The sequence below is a fragment of the Mangrovicoccus ximenensis genome (genome assembly GCF_003056725.1).
Classification (GTDB): domain Bacteria; phylum Pseudomonadota; class Alphaproteobacteria; order Rhodobacterales; family Rhodobacteraceae; genus Mangrovicoccus; species Mangrovicoccus ximenensis.
Map to the genome: position 1 here is coordinate 312617 of NZ_QBKZ01000004.1, position 16214 is coordinate 328830.

Annotated in this window: 15 protein-coding genes and 2 pseudogenes; 10 read left to right on the plus strand and 7 right to left on the minus strand. The window is 68.4% G+C overall.

Annotation, left to right across the window (positions count from 1 at the left end):
• Positions 1 to 3 precede the first annotated feature (3 nt).
• Positions 4 to 1212 carry a hypothetical protein gene (locus C7T91_RS10645; RefSeq protein ID WP_108259202.1) on the plus strand — a complete coding sequence of 403 codons (1209 nt, stop codon included), beginning with the start codon at positions 4 to 6 and terminating at the stop codon, positions 1210 to 1212.
• A 3-nt stretch (positions 1213 to 1215) separates the two neighbouring features.
• Here the strand turns inward: C7T91_RS10645 and C7T91_RS10650 are convergent, their stop codons facing one another.
• Together C7T91_RS10650 and C7T91_RS10655 are read right to left on the minus strand one after the other, a co-directional pair.
• Positions 1216 to 2247 (minus strand): 3'-5' exonuclease, encoded by a 1032-nt coding sequence (locus C7T91_RS10650; protein WP_236638157.1) that lies wholly within the window; start codon positions 2245 to 2247, stop codon positions 1216 to 1218.
• 167 nt (positions 2248 to 2414) lie between these two features.
• The gene (locus C7T91_RS10655) at positions 2415 to 2816 is read right to left on the minus strand and encodes a hypothetical protein (protein ID WP_145962844.1); all 402 of its coding nucleotides are present in this window, start codon (positions 2814 to 2816) and stop codon (positions 2415 to 2417) included.
• Positions 2817 to 3180: 364 nt separating this feature from the next.
• On the opposite strand from C7T91_RS10655, the pseudogene C7T91_RS35370 reads away from it, so the two are divergent.
• Positions 3181 to 3528, plus strand: a pseudogene (locus C7T91_RS35370) (hypothetical protein); the annotation flags it as partial.
• 1523 nt (positions 3529 to 5051) lie between these two features.
• Here C7T91_RS35370 and C7T91_RS31560 read toward each other — a convergent pair.
• Both C7T91_RS31560 and C7T91_RS10660 read right to left on the minus strand, forming a co-directional pair.
• Positions 5052 to 5309, minus strand: a complete 258-nt coding sequence (locus C7T91_RS31560; protein ID WP_145962846.1) for a hypothetical protein — start codon at positions 5307 to 5309, stop codon at positions 5052 to 5054.
• A 148-nt stretch (positions 5310 to 5457) separates the two neighbouring features.
• Positions 5458 to 6354: a LysR family transcriptional regulator gene (locus tag C7T91_RS10660; RefSeq protein ID WP_108259204.1), complete on the minus strand. Its 897-nt coding sequence runs from the start codon at positions 6352 to 6354 to the stop codon at positions 5458 to 5460.
• A gap of 133 nt (positions 6355 to 6487) precedes the next feature.
• Here C7T91_RS10660 and C7T91_RS10665 point away from each other — a divergent pair, with 133 nt between their 5' ends.
• From C7T91_RS10665 to C7T91_RS10680, 4 genes are all read left to right on the plus strand, one after another.
• Positions 6488 to 7276, plus strand: coding sequence for a VOC family protein (locus C7T91_RS10665; protein ID WP_108259205.1), 789 nt, complete (start codon positions 6488 to 6490; stop codon positions 7274 to 7276).
• Between the two features lie 3 nt (positions 7277 to 7279).
• The gene (locus C7T91_RS10670; RefSeq protein ID WP_108259206.1) at positions 7280 to 8236 is read left to right on the plus strand and encodes a glutathione S-transferase family protein; all 957 of its coding nucleotides are present in this window, start codon (positions 7280 to 7282) and stop codon (positions 8234 to 8236) included.
• A 111-nt stretch (positions 8237 to 8347) separates the two neighbouring features.
• Positions 8348 to 8965 (plus strand): queuosine precursor transporter, encoded by a 618-nt coding sequence (locus tag C7T91_RS10675; RefSeq protein WP_108259207.1) that lies wholly within the window; start codon positions 8348 to 8350, stop codon positions 8963 to 8965.
• Positions 8966 to 9393: 428 nt separating this feature from the next.
• The gene (locus C7T91_RS10680; RefSeq protein WP_236638158.1) at positions 9394 to 10584 is read left to right on the plus strand and encodes an MFS transporter; all 1191 of its coding nucleotides are present in this window, start codon (positions 9394 to 9396) and stop codon (positions 10582 to 10584) included.
• Here the strand turns inward: C7T91_RS10680 and cynS are convergent, their stop codons facing one another.
• Together cynS and C7T91_RS10690 are read right to left on the minus strand one after the other, a co-directional pair.
• Positions 10585 to 11052: a cyanase gene (cynS, locus tag C7T91_RS10685; protein ID WP_108259209.1), complete on the minus strand. Its 468-nt coding sequence runs from the start codon at positions 11050 to 11052 to the stop codon at positions 10585 to 10587. It abuts the gene before it with no gap.
• A gap of 21 nt (positions 11053 to 11073) precedes the next feature.
• On the minus strand, positions 11074 to 12084 hold the full coding sequence (locus tag C7T91_RS10690; protein ID WP_161555845.1) for a serine/threonine protein kinase: 1011 nt from the start codon (positions 12082 to 12084) through the stop codon (positions 11074 to 11076).
• A 183-nt stretch (positions 12085 to 12267) separates the two neighbouring features.
• On the opposite strand from C7T91_RS10690, the gene C7T91_RS10695 reads away from it, so the two are divergent.
• From C7T91_RS10695 to C7T91_RS10715, 4 genes and pseudogenes are all read left to right on the plus strand, one after another.
• A complete protein-coding gene (locus C7T91_RS10695; protein WP_108259211.1) occupies positions 12268 to 12555 on the plus strand; it encodes a 2Fe-2S iron-sulfur cluster-binding protein in 288 nt (95 codons plus the stop codon).
• A 150-nt stretch (positions 12556 to 12705) separates the two neighbouring features.
• Positions 12706 to 13104: a type II toxin-antitoxin system CcdA family antitoxin gene (locus tag C7T91_RS10700; protein ID WP_108259212.1), complete on the plus strand. Its 399-nt coding sequence runs from the start codon at positions 12706 to 12708 to the stop codon at positions 13102 to 13104.
• 121 nt (positions 13105 to 13225) lie between these two features.
• Positions 13226 to 13655, plus strand: a pseudogene (locus tag C7T91_RS10705) (transposase); the annotation flags it as partial.
• A gap of 470 nt (positions 13656 to 14125) precedes the next feature.
• Complete coding sequence (locus C7T91_RS10715; RefSeq protein WP_108259213.1) at positions 14126 to 14506, plus strand: 2-dehydropantoate 2-reductase N-terminal domain-containing protein; 381 nt, start codon at positions 14126 to 14128, stop codon at positions 14504 to 14506.
• A gap of 371 nt (positions 14507 to 14877) precedes the next feature.
• On the opposite strand, the gene C7T91_RS10720 is transcribed toward C7T91_RS10715, so the two are convergent.
• Positions 14878 to 16074 carry a pyridoxal-phosphate-dependent aminotransferase family protein gene (locus C7T91_RS10720; RefSeq protein ID WP_108259214.1) on the minus strand — a complete coding sequence of 399 codons (1197 nt, stop codon included), beginning with the start codon at positions 16072 to 16074 and terminating at the stop codon, positions 14878 to 14880.
• Between the last annotated feature and the right edge of the window lie 140 nt (positions 16075 to 16214).

Genomic DNA, 16214 nt, shown 5'->3' on the forward strand with positions numbered 1-16214 from the left:
CCGATGGACCTGACCGAATTTCTCGCCGCCGCCGTCCTGGCTGCGGTCTTCTCCGTCCTCGCCTTCGGGCCGCTCCGGGCGAGCCGGGCCTGGCGGGCGATGCTGACGCCGCTGGCCTCGATCATCGGCAGCGGCTTCCTCGTCTCGGTGCCGCTGGTGGCGGGGCGGATCGGGCTCTGGGCGGTGCCCGCCATGGCGGCGCTCACCGGCATCGCCTGGCTGATCGGCGGCGCGATCCGCTACAATATCCGCCATGGCGAGGCCCGCTGTGCCGAGGCGCCGCGCGGCCACCACATTCCCTCGATCGAGACCCTGTCGCATCTGGTGCTGACCGGCGCCTATTTCATCTCGGTCGCCTATTACCTGGTGCTGCTCGGCAGCTTCCTGGCGAAGCTCGCAGGCATCGCCGACCCGCGCTTCGCCGCGCTGATCGCCACCGGTCTGGTCGCGGCGATCGCGCTGACCGGGGTGGTCCGCGGGCTCGAGGGCGTCGAGAAGGCCGAGCGCTTCACCGTCAGCGCCAATCTCGCCGCCATCGCCGCGCTGCTGGCGGCGCTCGGGCTCTTCGCGGCGCGGCTGCCCGAAGGCTATGTCTGGAGCGATCCCGGGGCGGCGCCGGAGTTCGATTGGGACACGCTGCGCTTCCTGATGGGGCTCCTGATCGTCGTGCAGGGCTTCGAGACGACCCGCTTCATGGGCTCGCTCTATGATGCGCCGACAAGGGAGAGGGCGATGAAGCGGGCGCAGGGCCTGTCCTCGGCGGTCTATCTGGTGTTCTTCGCGTTGATGATCCCGCTCTATCCGTTCTTCCCCCAAGGCGCCGATGTCGCCGGGGTGATCGAGGTGATCGGGCGGGTTTCGCCGGTCCTGCCCTTCGTGGTCGCCTTCGGCGCCATCGCCAGCCAGTTCAGCGCAGCCGTGGCGGATTCCCTCGGCGCCAGCGGGCTCGTGTCGGACACGACCCATGGCCATGTCACGCCGCGCCACGCCTATATCGCCATCGGTGCGGTGGCGGTCTCGGTGATCTGGGCGACGGATGTCACCGCGCTGGTGGCGCTGGCCTCGCGGGCCTTCGCGCTGTTCTACGCGCTGCAATGCCTCGTCGCGATGCTGACCGCTTGGGAGCGCAGCGAGCGGCTCCGCGCGGTCTGGCACGGGGCGCTTTCGCTGCTCTGCTTCGGCGTCGCCGTGGCGGGCATCCCGGCGGGCTGAGGCTCAGGCCCCGACCCGCGCCGTCATCTCGCGCATCAGCCGGGAATTGCGCGCCATCGCGTCGAGCACGTCGCCGAAGGTGCGCAGCCCCTTGGCCTCGAGCATCGGGATCATCCGCAGGAACACCTCGGCGGTCGCCTGCGTGTCGCCGAGCGCGGTATGGCGCGCCTCTTCGGGGATGGTGACGCCGAAGCGCGCGGCCAGCGCGTCGAGCGTGTGCTCCTCCTGCTGGCCGAAGAGGATCGCCGACAGGAGCACAGTGTCGAGCACCGGGTTGTCGAAGGCGGCGCCGATCGCGGGGGCGTGGCGGTGGAAGAAAGCCATGTCGAAGGGCGCGTTATGCGCCACCAGCACCGCGCGATGGGCGAAGCGGTGGAAATACGCCCCGGCCTCGGCAATGCCGGGCTGGCCCTGCACCATCTCGTCGGTGATGCCGTGGATCTTGGTCGAGCCGGGGGGGATCCGGCGCCCCGGATCGACCAGCTGGTCGATCACCTCGCCGGGGACCAGCCGCCCGTTCACCGCGCGCAGCGCGGCGATCTGGACGATCTCGTCGCCGCCATTCGGGTCGAGCCCTGTCGTTTCGGTGTCGAAGATCACGTAAGTCAGCCGCGACAGCGGCGTCGCATCCACGGCGGCGTGGTCGGTATGCGCCAGGAGATCGAAATCATAGACCGCGTTGCGTTCGGGCACGAAGCCCTTGGGCGGCGCGGCCGACGGCACCGGGCGGGCGGCATGGATCGGGATGGTCAGCCAGGAATTGCCGTCATGGTCCCATTCCGGCCAGATCTCGCTGCCATGCCGGTCGAGCACCTCGCGGCCGGTCAGCGTGTCGGTCTCGGGATCGAGCGGCTGGGCGAGGGTGCGCTCCAGCACCGAGACGCTCATCGGCTCGCCGCGCCAGCTCAGCCGGATCTCGGCGCCGGGCTCGTCCGGCGCCATGGCGAGCGAGACGACCCCGGCCAGCTCTTCGGCGGCGCCACGGGAGGCCGGACCTCCGGAAATGCGGTCTGCGGCGCTTCCGGGTGTCGGCACGGGCGGCGGGGCGCTCTGCCGGCAGGCGCCCAACGGGGGCTGTCGGTCTCCTGCAGCGCCTCGCCGCGTCCGGACGTGCCGCAAGTCACCGGAAGACCGGGGGCCACGGAACCGACACAGCCGGTCTGGCCGTGGCCCGCGTCCGGTCGCAGGAAACCTGCGGGCGTTCAGCCCAGATCGACCTGGAAATTGTAGAAGGCGTAGGGATCGGCGGCCATCCCTGTTTCGCCCTCGGCAGTGTCCCTGAAATTGCCGGCGATGTCGCCGTCCGTTTCGACGGCCATGCGCCGCACCGGGACATAGCGCCATTCGGAGTCGCCTGCGGCGGTCGTTGTCTGGACGACATCATCGGCATTCATCAGGTCATTTCCGAAGCCGCCAATGGCGGCCTCGCCGCTATCGCGGACAAATATCAGCGTGTCTTCGATATCTTCGGCCATATCCGTTTCTCCGGTAGCGGCGCCGGACCGTCCGCCGCCATCGGAGAGATTCTGGGGGATGGATGTGTCCGGCTTGTTTCCATTGGCGTTTCGATTGTTTCCGTGAGGTTGCAGTCTTGTGTCATGCATGGCCTGCAGCGGTGCCGGACCTCGGGGGCCTGTGCGGGGAGAGGCGAACCTGGCGGGCATCAAGGGTTTGGAGGTCGAGGTGGCGGTGTTGCGCAAATCCAGGAGGGTTCATCTTGTGAAGCGAGCATGCTAGCCGGGCAGCATGAGAAGACCACCGAAGACGACCAACTGGAAGAGCTTGCGAGCCGCTGCGCGCCATCTGTTCGGGCGAACCGGCGAGGGATGCTGCCGGAGCTCTTGACGCAGATTGGCCCGGATCAGGAGATCGCCACGGTAACAGCCGAGTTGCCAGCGGATGCACCACCGGTTCGAGCACCGCTGGTGACGCCTGCGACACGCACGCCTGCCACGACGCCGTCGCCGAGCACGAAACGAGATCCTGCGCGCGGCAAGGCATCTTGGCCGGGCGTCCTGGCGGACCTGGAGCGGGGACCACCGCCGGAGCAGGGGGGAGATATGGGCCGGACCGGGAAAAGGTCCGGGGGACCTTTCCCTCGGCGATTGGACGACCTGCGTGAAGCTGCCCGGCCAGCGCCAGCTGTCAGGGGATTTCGACCGCCAAGTTGCCGAGCTCCAGATCCGGGTCATTCGCGGCTGCGCTCGGACCGATGGCGCTTGCCGCTCAGTCCTCAACCGCTTCACGGCACTGGGCATCCCGGTCACCGTGGCCCTGGAACAAGTCTGTCCGGGGAAGGTTCTGGCCGTGAGCTGAATTGTGCAACAGTGCCCCTTCAGGCTGCCTTGGCCGGGCCCGGAAATTTCGATTTGATCATTCTCGACGACATCTCCTGCGCGCAGAAGGGCCAAAACCCAGCGCTCCGGTCTCAGCGAGCAGAGTGCCAGGGGCTGCGAGACCAGGAGGCTCGCCCTCGCCGCCGGTCCGCCTTTCCGCGCCCGGGGCTGCGTCTTTGCGGACCGAACCGTCACCGTTGTCGCGATCGGCGGGCTGGTCCGGCACGCCCGTTTCAGGGTTTGCGCAGGCCCGCAGGAGCCACGGTCCGTACGATTCCCCCGTGATGAGCGGCAATAGCTGCTGGTGGCGGGCTGCCGCATCCCGGCCCCCGTCTCCCGAGCCTGTCGACCCGTCGGCAGCCTCCAGCGATAGACCCGAGGCGGTGAGCGCACGCTTGCCTCAACAAGGCCCGCAGCGGTCAAACCCGGCCAATTGGGGTGTCGGCCGCCGCCGAAGAGGTTGACGCCCTGCAAACGGGGCTGACCGCAAGATCGCCTGGAGGTCGCGACCGGGCCGATCCGGCGGGACAGAGGGGCGTCGTGCACGGTCGACGGCTGGGCAAGCTTGGATGGCATTGTCCCGGAGCGCACCAGAACGGCCTTGCCTTCAACGCCGTGCGGCAGTCCTGCTGCAACTTGATTTCGGCGGACCGGCGTGCCGGGCGATCCGGCCGGAAGCTTTGATTTTCGCGATCCTTGCGCAAGCTTCTGAATAAAATGGGATTTTCTGTGAAATCCAAGGCCCGGAAAGTTTTCTTTTCGGCCGCAATGTTCCGCTAAGTCAAGTTTTTGTTGCATAAGTTATTAATATTAACTTAATTAAACACAATCTTGCCTGAATTGTTCATGCATTTTGATGCCCTTTGCCGAACGAAAGGCCTTTGCAGCCATGGCCCGCCCCCAGTTGATCGCTCCGCTTGCCCTTGCCTCCAGCCTTGCCGGCCCCTTCGCCCTTGCAAATCCCGAATTGGTCGGAACGCCATATTCCGCGGTGAACACGCAATTCAGCCATGATGTGACGGCATCCGGGACGAGGGATTTCTGGAGCGCGCTCTACCAGAACGTCGAGGGCTGGGGCGCGCGAAGCCTGACGCTTTCGACCTCTGCCGCCGCGCTCTCGGCGGGGGACGGGCTGGCGCTGACGGTCAGCCACGATTTCGGGTTCAGCGCGCTGGGGCTCTACAACTACCAGAATTACTACGGCGAAGTCACGATGGAGGGGGTGACGGCGGATCTGAGCGATACCGATGTCACGCTGTCCTTCGGCGCGTCCCAGGTCGATTCCGGACTGATCGGCGTCTATGTCGAAAGCAGCGCGCTGCATGGCATCACCCCAAGCGAGCAAAACGCCAACGGCAATGCAAGCCAGGCCGGGGCGCAGGACGTCACGCTGACCCGGGCCAATGTGAGCGTCACGGCGGCCGCGGGGGCAAGCCATTCCGGCGGCGGCGGCGCGCTGGTGCTGAACCAGCGCGCACAGCCCGGCGGCGACGGCAAGGAGGACTATCCCAGCGGCAAAGGCAGCGGCAGCCAGGACGTGACTCTCGGGATCGAGGACAGCACCCTCGCAGCCTTTGCCGAGGGCACGGCCGGGATCCTGATCCGCCAGAAGGGTGGTGCGGGCGGCAACGGCAAGGACGGCGAAAGCAAGGTCGCCGGCGGCAGCGGCGGCTCGATGGGGAAGGTCGCTTTGACGTTCTCAGAAGGCGATGGCGGCGCCGGCAGCAGGGTTACCACCACCGGCAGCAGCGCGCCCGGCATCTCCGTGACCTCCGAGGCGGGACGGGGCGGCAACGGCGCTTATGACGGCGGCGCCTTCAGCTTCAGCCCGGATGCGGGGGCCGGCGGCAGCGGCGGCAGCGGCGGCGCACGGGGCAGTTTTGCCGGAGGTCGGGGCGCTGCCGCCCTGTCAGCGGCGCAGGCGCTCCGCGAAGTCCCGGCGGGCGAAATCGACCAGCGCGCGGACCTTGCGCGGCAGGCTGCGGCCCTCGAGCCAGACCGCGCTGACCGGAATGGTTTCGCCCGCGTAGCCGTCGAGCAGGGGCACCAGCTCTCCCGCTTCCAGCGCCTCGGGCAGCACGAAATCCGGCAGGAAGGCGATGCCCTGGCCGGAAATGGCCAGATCCCGCACCACCCGCGCGCTGTTGGCGAAGAGATGGCCGGTGGCATGGATGACATGCTCGCCGTCGCTGCCATGCAGCACCCAGCGATCGGCGGCGCGGCGGTTGGTGTCGACGATGCAGCGATGCGCCGCCAGGTCGCGCGGATGGGCGGGCATGCCGTGGCGCTCAAGATAGGCGGGGGCGGCGACCAGCCGGCTGCCGATCTGCCCCAGCCGCCGCGCGGTCAGCGCCGCCACCTCGGGCTGGCCGATCCGGAAGGCCAGGTCGATCCCGTCCGAGGCCAGGTCGACATGGGCGTCGTCGAGCCGCAGATCCATCACCAGGTCGGGATGTTCGGCGCAGAACCGGCCGAGGAGCTCGCGCACGAAGATCTCGCCGAAGGTCACCGGTGCCGAGACCCGGATCACCCCGGAAAAGCCGCGCGTGTCCTCGGTCACCTCGCCGATCAGCGCGTCGAGCTCGTCGAGGAGCGCCGGCGCCCGCGCCAGCAGCCGCTCGCCCGCCGGCGTGATCCCGACCTTGCGCGTGGTCCGCTGCAGCAGCCGCACGCCCAGCCGGGTCTCCAGCTCGCCGACATATTTCGAGGTCAGCCGGTTCGACATGCCCAGCCGCTCCGCCGCGGCGGTGAAGGAGCCGCTCTGCGCAGTGGCCACGAAGGCCTTGAGACCGTCGATCAGATCCATGGCTGCCTTTCGGAACAAAATATGGATAGATATACGCCATAATCGCGATTTCATTCTGGGCGCACAAGGGGCATCTTCCCGTCAACAGAAAAACGCAGCGCCGCAGGCCGGCGCCCCGCAAGGAGACAAGACAATGGCAACTTCCTCCGCCCCTCTCGAAATCGGCCGCGTCGCCCTGACGGTCCATGACCTGAACCGCACCGGCGCCTTCTACCAGAACGTCCTCGGCCTTGCCCCGATGGGCAAGGATGGCGAAACCGCAAGCTACGGCGCCGGCGGCCGCGTGCTGGTCGAGCTGCGCCGCGACAAGGCGGCCCGCAAATCCTCGCGCCGCGAGGCCGGGCTGTTCCACACCGCCTTCCTGCTGCCCGAGCGTTCCGATCTGGGCGCCTGGCTGCGCCATGCCGCCGGGACCCGTGTCGGGCTGCACGGTGCCGCGGACCATCTGGTCAGCGAGGCGCTCTATCTCGCCGACCCCGAGGGCAACGGCATCGAGATCTATATCGACCGGCCGCGCGACACCTGGGAAGTGAAGGGCGGCATGGTGAAGATGAGCACCGATCCGCTCGATCTGGAAAGCCTCGCCGCGTCGGCCGCCGCGCCCTGGCAGGGCGCGCCCGAGGGCACGGTGATCGGCCATGTCCACCTGCAGGCCGGCGCGCTGCCGCAGGCACAGGACTTCATCTCGGGCGAGCTCGGCTTCGACGTCACCAGCACCTATCCCGGCGCGCTGTTCTTCGGCTCGGGCGGCTACCACCACCACCTGGCCGGGAACATCTGGAACAGCCGCAACGCGCCCATGCGCCAGTTCCCCGCCACCGGCCTGGCCTCGGTCGAGATCCTCGACGGCACCGGCCGCAATGCAACCGTGCTCCATGACCCCTGGGGCACCGAATTCGACATCACCCCGAAGGAGGCCTGAGCCATGCTCGTCGACGGAAAATGGACCAAGGACTGGCAACCGGTGCAGAAAGCCGACGAGAAGGGCCGCTTCGTGCGCCAGATCTCGTCCTTCCGCAACTGGATCACCCCGGACGGTGCGGCCGGCCCGACCGGAACGGGGGGCTTCAAGGCGGAGCCGGGCCGCTACCGGCTCTATGTCGCGCTGATCTGCCCCTGGGCGTCGCGCACGCTGATTGCCCGCAAGCTGAAAGGGCTCGACAGCCTGATCCCGGTGACCGTGGTCAATCCGACGATCGGCGACGAGGGCTGGGCCTTCGGCGGCTATGACAGCGCCGACGAGGATCCGCTGTTCGGCTACAGCCACCTGCACCAGCTCTATACCCGCGCCGATCCGCATTACACGGGCCGGGCCACCGTGCCGGTGCTGTGGGACACCAAGACCGGCACAATGGTCAGCAACGAGAGCGCCGATATCGTGCGGATGTTCGACACCGCCTTCGAGGGCATCGTGCCGTCGGGTCTGCGGCTCTATCCGGAGGACATCGCGGGCGAGATCGACGCGCTGAACGCCGAGGTCTACGACACGCTGAACAACGGCGTCTACAAGGCCGGCTTCGCTTCCAGCCAGGAAGCCTATGACGAGGCCGTGGCCGGGGTCTTCGCGACGCTCGACAAGCTCGAGGACCGGCTGACCGGCGACTGGCTGTTCGGCGAGCGTTTCACCGAGGCCGATATCCGGCTCTTCGTGACGCTGATCCGCTTCGACGCGGCCTATCACGGGCTGTTCAAGACCAACCGCCGCCGCATCTCCGACTATCCGCGGCTGAAGGCCTATACCCGCCGGGTGCTGGAGCTTCCGGGCGTCCGCGAGACGGTCAACATGGACCACATCACCCGCGGCTACTACTCGATCAAGGCGCTGAACCCGACCGGCATCCGCCCCGTCGGACCGGCCGATATCGAGGCGCTGCTGGCCTGAGCTGCGACATTCCGGCACGTCCGGCCTTGCATTGCGGGGCCGGACGGACTATCGGGCGCTGTCCCGGTCCGGGACCAAGTCTCCGCGACCTTGCCAAAACGGATCATGCCCATGTCACGCCTTCTGCCCGGCATCCTTGCCATGGCGGCCATCGTCGTCGCCTCGAACATCCTGGTGCAGCACCTCTTCGGCCAATGGCTGACCTGGGGCGCCTTCACCTATCCCTTCGCCTTCCTCGTCACCGACCTGACCAACCGCATCCACGGGCCCCGCGACGCGCGGCGCATCGTCTGGGCGGGCTTCGCGGTCGGCGTCGCCTGCTCGCTGGTCGGCTCCCAGATCACGGGCGAGTTCGGCCCGCTGGTCACCTTCCGCGTCGCGCTGGGCTCGGGCCTGGCCTTCCTCGCCGCCCAGCTGATGGATGTCGCCGTCTTCGACCGGATGCGCTCGGGCGCCTGGTGGAAGGCGCCGCTGGCCTCCACGCTGATCGGCGCGTCGCTCGATACCGCGATTTTCTTCTCCGTCGCCTTCGCCGGGGGATTCGCATTCCTCGAGCCGGGCAACGACGTGTCCTGGGCAAGCGAGGCGATTCCCCTGCTTGGCGCGGGTCCGGCCGTGCCGCTGTGGATTTCCCTTGCCGCAGCAGACTGGATGGTGAAAATTTCGCTGGCGATCGTCGCGCTGATTCCGTTCCGCGCTTTGACTGCTCGTTACGCACATCACGCCTGAGTGACGATCCGAGGTCGGATTTTAATTTGCGATTAATCTCCTTCATGGCAGCCTGAGCTCAGGTTAAAACAGATGAAAGGAGGTGATCCAGTGTCGAGAGAGATCCTGGAGAAAGAGGCCGGAACAGCTGCGGAGGGCCGCACCTAGGGGCAATCCCCGCAAGGTCGCGGATCGCAGTTGACCGACAGGTCTTGACCGGCCTGCCTCCAAACTCTCGGAAGGGTCGCCCAGAAGGGCGACCCTTTCTGCTTTTGCGCCCGCTTTCCGCCAATGTTTCGCTGCCCTGTCCGGGACGTGACCGACCGGGAGGATGGTCTGGCTTGCGGCGCCGGTCCCAAGCCGTGACGATGCACCCGAAGGAAAGCTCGGGAGGGGCGGCGATGAGCGGTGCAATGGCGGGGCAGCCAGTCGAATCAGGACGCTGGCGGATGCTGGGGCTGATCTGCGCAGGGGTGGTGGGCGTGATGACCACCTGGTTCTCGGCCACCGCGATCCTGCCAGAGCTGATTGCGGACTGGCAGCTCAGCCCCGGACAGGCCGCCTGGCTGACCAACGCGGTGCAGGGCGGCTTCGTGATCGGCGCGCTCGGCTCGTCGCTGGTCAATCTGCCCGACATCATGCGGATGCAGCGGCTGATGACGCTGGCGGCGCTTCTGGCCGCGGCCGCCAACCTGTCGCTGCTGGTGGCGCCGACGCCTTTCATGGCCATTCTCGCCCGCGCGGTCACGGGAATTGCGTTGGCCGGGGTCTATCCGCCCGCGGTGAAGCTGATGGCGACCTGGTTCCGCACCGGGCGGGGGCTGGCGCTCGGCGCGCTGATCGGGGCGCTGACCTTCGGCTCCTCGATGCCGCATCTGATCCGCAGCCTGACCGACGGCGTGGCCTGGCAATCCGTGGTGATGGCCACCTCGGCACTCACCTTGGGCAGCGCCGCCATCTTCGCGCTCATGGTCCATGAGGGACCGTTCCCCTTCGGCCGCGCCACCTTCGATCCGCACCAAGCCCTGCGCGTGCTGCGCGACAGGCCGGTTTTCCTCGCGAATCTCGGCTATTTCGGCCACATGTGGGAGCTTTATGCGATGTGGGCCTGGATCCTCGCCTTCGGCACTGCGGCTGCTGCCGGGGGCTTGGACCCGTTCCCGGCGGGGACGCCGTCGCTTCTGGCCTTCGTGGTCGTGGGCTCCGGCGTGATCGGCTGCCTCTTGGGCGGCTGGCTGTCGGACCGGATCGGGCGCTGCCTGACCACCGCCGGGATGATGGCCGTGTCGGGGGCTTGCGCCTTGCTGATCGGCTTCGCCTTCGACGGGCCGGGCTGGCTCCTGCTGATCGTCGCGGTGATCTGGGGGATGAGCGTGATCGGCGACAGCGCGCAATTCTCGGCCGCGGTCACCGAACTGGCCGATAGCCGGCTCATCGGCACGGCGCTGACGATGCAGATGGGGATCGGCTTCGGGCTGACGCTGCTGGCCATCCGCATCGTGCCGGTGATGGCGGATGCCTTGGGCGGCTGGCAATGGGCCTTCCTGATCCTGGTGCCCGGCCCCGTCGTGGGGGGCTGGGCGATGATGGCGCTTCGCCGCCTGCCGGAGGCGGCGAAGCTGGCGCATGGCGCGCGGTGATCACCAGGCGTTGTAGGCGAGGTACTTGCCCGACATCTCGACCTTGACGCGGTCGCCCTTCGGGTTCGGCACGCGGGTGACCGACATGTCGAAATCGATCGCCGACATGATGCCGTTGCCGAACTCCTCCTCGATCAGCGCCTTCAGCGTCGGGCCGTAGACGCCGACGATCTCGTAGAAGCGGTAGATGCAGGGATCGGTCGGCACGGCCTGTTCCCAGATCTTGGTGGGGCTTTCGGTCAGCGCGTCGACCGCCTCGGCGGGCAGAGACAGCAGCGCCACGATCGCCTCGGCCTTGTCCTGCGGGAAGGCGTTCATCCCCATGCAGGCGGAATGGGTCCAGACCGGGTTCATCCCGATCTTCGCGGCGATCTCCTCCCATTTCAGCCCGGCCTTCTTCTTGGCAAGGATGATGGCGGCGGTGGCGTCTTCCTTGGTGAAGAGCTCGTCGGTTGCGATGTCCTTCATGGGTCGTCCTCCTGTTGGTGGTCAGTTGCGGGTCGCCAGCGACACCGCCAGCGCCAGTGCCAGCAGCCCGGAGACGCCCTGCCAGAAGCGCGCGGGATTGCGCTCCATCAGCGGCACATGGCGGCGGCTCTGCCATTCGCGGCAGGGGCGGCGCAGGTCGGCGGCGAATTCGCTCAGCGCATCGTAGCGGCGCAGCGGGTCGGGATGGCAGGCCTTCTGAAGCGCCAGGTCGACCCAGCCGGGCAGGCTGCTGTCGTCGTCGCGGGCAGGCGCATAGGCCAGCCGCCGCTGGTCGGTGCGCGAGCGGACCTTGGCGACCTGCGCGCCGTAGGGCAGGCGGCCGGTCAGCATTTCGTAGGCGATCGCGCCGATCGCGTATTGGTCGGACCGCCAGCTGGCTACGTCGCCGGAGAAATATTCGGGCGCGGTGTACTGGTAGGTGCCGGGCATCTCGCCCAGCACGCCCGGCATCGCCTCCTCGACGCCCGCCACGGCGACAGAGCCGAGATCGATGATCTTGGCGGTGCCGTCGCGGTCGATCATGACATTCTCGGGCCGCAAGTCCTGGTGGATCATCTCGCGGCGGTGCAGCGCGCGCAGGCCAAGCCCGATCTGGGCGATGATGCCGCGCACGGTTTCCAGATCGGGGGCGGGGGTGTCGGTCATCCACTGGCGCAGGGTGACGCCCTCGACCAGTTCCGTGACCACGTAGAGGCCCGAGCGGCTGGCCGGTGCCGGGGCGGCCTTGACGACATGCGGCGAGGAGACCCGGCGGGCGATCCATTCCTCCAGCACGAAGCGGCGGAGATAGGCTTCGTCCGCGGCGGTGTCGCCCGCGGGGATCTTGAGCGCCAGCCGCGCGCCGTCCGGGGCTTCGGCGAGGAAGACATGGCTGCGCGCGCTGGCATGGATCGGGCGGATGATGCGGAACCCGTCGAGCATGTCACCGGGCGCGGGCAGGGGCGGCACGGGAAGCCGCGCCATGTCCTGCGCCAGATCCGCGCCGCCTTCGGGCAGGCGGTCGACGCGCACCACCTCCTCGCCGGGCCGAAGCTGCGCGTCCCGGTCCCGGGCCTGCGCGTCAAGCTCTGCCCGACCCCGCCCGAATTGGAGGCCTGCCGCGGCTATGGCCGCGAGCTCGCCGCCCATCTGGCCGGAACCGCCGCCCCGCGCGAACTCGACTTCGCCTCCCTCCGACCCTGAAAGGAGCCTGCCATGGCCACTGCCAAGCTGACCTTCTCCGACGTGGCGCTCACGGTGAACGTGCCTTCCGGAACCCGCATCATCGAAATCTCCGAAAAGGTGGGCGCGGGCATCACCTATGGCTGCCGCGAGGGCGAATGCGGCACCTGCCTGACCAAGATCGAGGACGGCGCCGGCAACCTGACCGAGCCTTCGGTGCTGGAACAGCGGGTGCTGAAGGAGAACATGGCCGCACGCGACGAGCGCCTCGCCTGCCAGTGCCAGGTGCTCGGCGGCGAGATCAAGGTGCGTCCCGCCTGATCCGCCGCCTGCGCCCCCCCTCCAAGGGGGGCGTCCCCTGCCCCGCGTCCTTCTCCGGCGCGGCGCCTTTTCCGGGGGCCGGTCGCTGCACTGCCGCCTGTGCCGGCAAAGGCGGCCTATCGGTGCGGTATCGACACGGAGGGTGGCCGCATGGGCGGCGCCGCGAAACGCAAGACATCGGCGGCGCGGGCCTCAGGGATGCTTGACGAGGCGCGGGCGCTCGGGATCACCATCTCGGCAGAGGCCGAAGCGGCGCTGTCCCGTGACGCCGGCGCGGCGCGCCGGGCGCAATGGCTGGAGGAAAACACCACCGCCTTCGAAGCCCGGGCCGGCTGGCACGCGGCGAACGGCCGGCCGCTGGCGGACATCATGGCCGGCCCCGGCAAGGACACATGGCAGAGCCGAGCCGCTTCGAGATCGCCGGATTGCGGCGGCATCTCGATGGTGGCCGTCGAAAGCAGCCTGCTGCCGCCCGCCCCTGCCGTCCTCGCCATTTCCCTGCTGCGGCGTTGTTGCGGAACCCGGCTGCATATAGAATTCGCGTTGTGAATCCCGTGGGTTAAACACCCGCCATGACGAAGCCTCCGCCGGCCCGCGACCGAACGACGAGCTGGAAACCGCACAACGGGGCCCTCCAGCGGCGCGGGTCGTTGCAGGTCTGGCTGGAGCGCGACATGGCACGCAGCGCCGACGCCGGCAACGCAAGGTCCATCTGGCCATGGACGCGGCAACCGGCGACATCCGGGCGGCGGAATTCACCTCCAGCCGCGAGGGCAACAGCCCGATGCTGCCGGAGTTGCCGAAATCAGATCCCGAAGGACGAGGTGATCGGCTCCCGGCGGGGCCATGCGGCGATCCGGGCGCGCGGCGGCACGGCGATCATCCCCATCCGGATAAATGGCCGCCTCTGGAAGGAAGACTGGGACGCGGCCATCCTTCGGAACGATATCCTGCGGGCAACGCGACGCATCGGCAGGGCAATCTGGAAGAAATGGTCCGGCGACCACGTCCGGAGCCGGATCGCGGCACGGATGCGATGCCGCAAATCCTTCGGTGAGCCGATTGCCTCGAGAGATCCCGGCCGCCAGACCGCCGAGATCGAACGCGCGGCCTGGCCTCGACCGGGGAAAGGGGCTTCGACACGACTTCTGCAACAATGTCCCCTGCTGCCGGACTATCCGGCGGTCCGCCACCTGAACCCGGTCATCCGGCATGGCGGCCGCGAGCTGTTGCTTGCCACGCGGCTGATCGCCTCCCTGCGCCGCCCGGCCCTCCGCCGCAGCGGCAGCGTTGCCGGCCAGGGCGACCGGACCACCCGCGCAGTCGATGTGCCGATGGCGGGCATCTGACCCTTGACGGCGAATCCGCTGCCCCGCCCCGGCGCGGGCTCTGCCGTCCGGTTTGCATTTGCATTAATCTTTGAGCGCGATTTTTCCGTCCATGCCTGTGCAGCGGTCAGGCAACGCAAGGTGAGCGGCAGTTTCCGGCACCCGGGCGGCAATTGTAATGGACAAGCGGTACGAGGACGGTTTTACATGAATAATCACGTTAATGAGGGAGCAAGACAGCCATGACCCCGCCCCGCATCGCCATCATCGGCGCTGGTGCCATCGGTTCGGTGCTTGCTGCGCGGCTCTGCAGCGCCGGACTGGACGTGACCCTCGTCGCCCGCGGCGGACGCCGCGAGGCCATCCTGCGCGACGGCATCCACCTGACCGACCTTGACGGCGCCCGCCATGCCCGCCCCGCCGTGACCGAGCGGCTGGAGGCCCCGGTCAGCACTGTCTTCCTCTGCGTGAAGGCCGCCGCCCTCGAACCGCGATCCGCCAGAACCTTGCCGGGATCGGCCCCCAGACGCGGGTCGTGCCGCTGGTCAACGGCATCCCGTGGTGGTTCTTCGACGATCTCGGCCATGCCGTCGAGGCGGTCGATCCGGGCGGCAAGCTCCTGAACATGGTGCCCTTCGAGCAGATCGTCGGCGCCGTCACGCTGATGACCGCAAGCTTCGACGGCGACCGGCTGGTCTCCACCATCCCGCATCACCTCGCCCTCGGCCCGACCGTGCCCGACGGGCCGCGCCCGGTCGACCTGGCCGATGCGCTCGACGCCGCCGGGATTTCCATCGACCGCGCCGATTACGTGCGCCCGCTGGTCTGGCACAAGCTGGGGCTGAACCTCGCCACCAATCCGCTCTCGGCGCTGACCGGCGAAACGCTGGCGCAGATCGCCGCCAATCCCGCCAGCCTCGCCCGCGCCACCGCCATCGCGCAGGAGCTCGAGGGCAGGCGGCGGCGAGCGCGGCGGAAAGACGGGCCATCCGCATCAGGTCCGCGCGCAGACCGCGGCGGCGGCTTCGAGTGCGCCCTTGCCGTGCGGAATGCCGAGCGCGGCCATGCCGGCCTCGATCGTGCCGAGCACGCCCAGCACCATGTGGGCGTTGACATGGCCCATGTGGGCGATGCGGAAATAGCCGTCGGAATCGCGTTTCTCGACGGTTTCCATGCCGAGCCCGATGCCCAGCGTCACCCCCGCCTCGTCGGTCAGCCACTGGCGCAGCCGCGGCCCGTGCTCCTTGCCGATATGCAGCGTCGTCACCGCGTGGCTCCGCAGCGCCGGGTCGGCGATGTTGAAGGCCAGCGGGCCGTCCTGGCTCCAGGCCTCGACCGCCGCCCAGACCGTGCGGGCCAGCGTCGCGTGCCGCGCCCAGACATTCTCCATGCCTTCCTCATGCAGCATCGAGAGCGCCTCGCGCAGGCCGTAGAGATGGTGCGTCGGCGCGGTGCCGTTGAAATACTGGTAGAACATTTCGGGTTCCGAGCGCGGCACCCAGTCCCAGTACATGCTGACGGTCTCCACCTCGGCGCGGCGGGCCTTGGCGCGCGCGTTGAAGAACACGAAGCCGAGGCCGGGCGGCGTCATCAGCCCCTTCTGCGAGGCGGTGATCACCACGTCGGCGCCCCAGTCATCCATCCGCATCTCGTCCACCGCGAGGCAGGCGATGCAGTCGACCATCAGGAGCGCCGGGTGCCCGGCGGCGTCGATGGCGGCGCGCACGGCCGCGACGTCGCTCTTCACCGAGGTCGCGGTATCGACCTGCACCATGGTGATGACCTTGATCCCGTGGCCGGGGTCATTGCGCAGCCGCTCTTCGACCCGGGCCGGATCGACCGGCGCCTGCAGGCCGAAATCGAGCCGCTCGACCTCGACGCCCATGCGCCCGGCGGTCTCCGCCCAGCCGAAGCCGAAGCGTCCGGTGCACAGCGCCAGCATGCGGTCGCCCGGCGACAGCACGTTGGCGGCCGAAGCCTCCCAGACGCCATGGCCGTTGGCGATGTAGATCGCGACATGGCCGTCCGTGCAGGCGACGCGCTTCAGATCGGGGATCATCGCGTCGGTCATGTCGGCGAGCGCGCCGTAATAGATGTTGGGCGCAGGGCGGTGCATGGCCTGCAGCACCCGGTCGGGCATGACCGAGGGGCCGGGGATGGCAAGATAATGACGACCGTGAGCGAGAGACATGACGCACCTTTCGACCTGCGCGAACCACCCCGACGGAGTAGTCCGGGCGTTGCACGGCGTCCAGCCTCGGTGGGCGTTTTTGCGCCGCGGACTTGATGCATCCCCCCCGAGCGCGTATTTCCCCGCCACTTGCGGTCCTT